Raw genomic sequence first — 2,982 nt, 5'->3', positions numbered from 1 at the left:
ATGAAAATCGCGACATTCAACATCAATGGCGTCAAAGCCCGGATCGAAGCGCTGACCGCTTGGCTTGACGCCACACAGCCCGATGTCGCGGTCCTGCAAGAGATCAAATCGGTCGACGAAGGTTTCCCCCGCGAGATATTCGAGGACATGGGCTATAATGTCGAAACCCATGGCCAGAAGGGATTTAACGGGGTCGCGATCCTGTCGAAATTCCCGCTCGAGGACGTCACACGCGGTTTGCCCGGTGGCGCGGGTGCGGGCCGCGAAGGCGTGGATGATGAAGAGGCCCGCTATATCGAGGCCACGGTCGTGGGTCTGAAACCGGTCCGCATTTGCGGGCTCTACCTGCCCAATGGGAACCCCGCGCCGGGGCCGAAGTTTGCGTATAAATTGCGCTGGATGGAGCGGCTTCAGGCCCGCGCACAGGACCTCCTTTCACATGAAGAAGTGGCGCTACTCTGCGGGGATTACAACATTATTCCTCAAGCCGAGGATGCCGCACGCCCTGACGCATGGCGCGATGATGCTTTGTTCCGTCTAGACAGCCGCGAGGCGTTCCGCCGTATCCTGAACCTTGGATTTACCGAGGCGTTCCGGTCGCGTGAGGCGGGTTCTGGGCATTATTCCTTTTGGGATTATCAGGCCGGTGCTTGGGAAAAGAACAACGGGATCCGCATCGACCACTTCCTGCTGACCCCGCAATGCGCTGATCTGCTGAATGACTGCTGGATCGAAAAGGACGTGCGCGGGCGTGAAAAGCCTTCGGACCACGTCCCTGTCTGGGTTGATCTGGCGGCCTGAACGTCAGGCGGTCACGTCGTGATCGTAAAGCCACCGCATCCGGCCCAGAAAGGCGTCAGGGGCAAGCCGCCCCATGCCGCGCAAACCTGCATGGGCCACCGCCCTTTTGATCCCTGACAGGTGATAGTTCCGCGCATTGCGATTGGCTGCACCAATCGCCTTGACCACGCGCGCGCGCCGGAGGTCCTGATAGCGCCGCAGCCCGTTGGCCAAGGATGCATCCTCATCACAGCAGCGGGCCAGCACATAGGCATCCTCGATCGCCAGATTGGCACCCTGCGCCAGAAACGGCAGCGTCGGATGGGCCGCATCCCCAAGAATGGCGACGGACCCCATGTGCCAAGACAAGGCCACCGGATGCCGGAACAGCCCCCAAAGCCGCACATCTTCCACATCGCCAAGGATGCTTTTGACCTGCCAGCCACAATCGGCAAAGGCCATGCGCAGGTTGCCGGGATCATCGGCATGGTGCCAGCCTTCGTCAGCCCATTGGCTCCGTTCCTGCACCGCCACGATATTCAGCCGCCCGTTGGGCAAAGGATAGGTCACCATATGCCGTCCGGGGGCCATCCAGATGCGGGCCACAGGATCAGGTTTATCGGTCGTGACCATCGCCCGCCATGCGACCTGTCCGGTAAAGAACGGCTGGGCAGGTTTGTTGATCCGGCCACGGACAATCGACCGCAGGCCGTCGGCCCCGATCGTCAGCGAAGGGCGCACAGGTTTATCCTGCGCCAAAAAGCTGCCATCGGCCTGAATTTCGGCAATCTGCGCCTCTAGCACGACCTTTACACCCGCCGCCGCACAGCCGCGCGCCAGAATGTCGATCAGGGCGGCACGGTGGAAAAAACGGTAAGGCGGGGTTTGATTGGACAGGTCAAAGCGCGCGATCTGTGCGCCCGACATGGCATCCATCGGGATCACAGCCTGTGCCGCAATCCCCGTCGCATCGAGCGCTTTGTCGATGCCAAGCTGATTCAGCGCACGCGCGCCGTTTGGGGTGATTTGCAGCCCGGCACCGACTTCGGTCAGCGCGGGCGCCTGTTCATAGACGGTGACTTGCGCACCACGGCGGGCAAAGGCCAATGCGGCCGTCAGCCCGCCAATCCCGCCGCCGATGATGGCAACATCGCGGCCTGCGTTATGGTGCACCTCAGTCGTCGCGGTGGACCTTTTCGCGGCGCTCGTGACGCTCTTGGGCTTCAAGGCTCATGGTCGCGATAGGGCGTGCATCCAGCCGCTTGAGCGAGATCGGCTCGCCTGTGATTTCGCAATAGCCGTATTCGCCATCGTCGATCCGGCGCAAAGCGGCGTCGATCTTGCTGACCAGTTTGCGCTGACGGTCACGTGTGCGCAGTTCAAGCGCGCGGTCTGTTTCTTCTGACGCACGGTCGGCGATATCGGGGATGTTGCGGGTCTGGTCTTTCATGCCTGCGACCGTGTCGCGGCTGTCTTCCAAAAGCTCTGCTTTCCAGACCAGCAGCTTGCGACGGAAGTACTCTGTCTGACGCTCGTTCATGAACGGTTCGTCATCGGCCGGGTGGTAGTCATCAGCAATAAAAACTTCAGCTTTCATCGTCATTCCCTTTTGCTCCCAACACCAAGACTCACCAGCAATGGTGTCGTAACCCCAAATTTCTCGCGGGTTTACTCCGTTGACCTTCCGGTGTCACCCCCCCAAATTGCCCTCGTCGCAAGGTGTTGATGATCCTTCGCGACCTGCTAGGTTGCCTATCAAATCAAAGGGTTCATGATGATGCGCTTTACAGGCACCGATGACTATGTCGCCACCGAGGATCTCAAGGTAGCGGTCAATGCGGCCGTCACGCTGGAGCGTCCGCTGCTGGTCAAAGGCGAACCCGGCACCGGCAAGACAGAGCTGGCCCGTCAGGTCAGCACGGCCCTTGGCCTCCCGATGATTGAATGGCACATCAAGTCCACAACCAAGGCGCAACAAGGGCTTTACGAATACGATGCCGTCAGCCGTTTGCGCGACAGCCAGTTGGGCGATGCCCGCGTCCATGACGTGGCCAATTACATCAAGAAGGGCAAGCTCTGGCAGGCCTTTGGTGCGGACGGCAAGGTGGTTCTACTGATCGACGAGATCGACAAAGCCGACATCGAATTCCCCAACGATCTGCTGCAGGAACTCGACCGGATGGAGTTCCACGTCTACGAGAC

4 protein-coding genes are annotated in these 2,982 nt (G+C 60.2%); 2 read left to right on the top strand and 2 right to left on the bottom strand.

Features of this window, described 5'->3' with window-relative positions; all coding sequences use genetic code 11:
• Positions 1–801: exodeoxyribonuclease III (gene xth / locus NWQ23_RS14215; protein ID WP_306167049.1), on the top strand; the 801-nt coding region annotated here is incomplete at its 5' end.
• Between the two features lie 3 nt (positions 802–804).
• Here the strand turns inward: xth and NWQ23_RS14210 are convergent.
• A complete protein-coding gene (locus tag NWQ23_RS14210) occupies positions 805–1,953 on the bottom strand; it encodes an FAD-dependent oxidoreductase (RefSeq protein ID WP_306167048.1) in 1,149 nt (382 codons plus the stop codon).
• 1 nt (position 1,954) lies between these two features.
• Positions 1,955–2,377 (bottom strand): RNA polymerase-binding protein DksA, encoded by a 423-nt coding sequence (gene dksA / locus NWQ23_RS14205; RefSeq protein ID WP_306167047.1) that lies wholly within the window; start codon positions 2,375–2,377, stop codon positions 1,955–1,957.
• Positions 2,378–2,557: 180 nt separating this feature from the next.
• On the opposite strand from dksA, the gene NWQ23_RS14200 reads away from it, so the two are divergent.
• Positions 2,558–2,982 (top strand): MoxR family ATPase (locus tag NWQ23_RS14200; protein ID WP_306167046.1); only part of this gene is annotated, 425 nt, incomplete at its 3' end.

Source organism: Yoonia sp. (assembly GCF_030731595.1).
GTDB lineage: Bacteria > Pseudomonadota > Alphaproteobacteria > Rhodobacterales > Rhodobacteraceae > Yoonia.
This window is presented reverse-complemented; position numbering and strand designations above follow the sequence as displayed.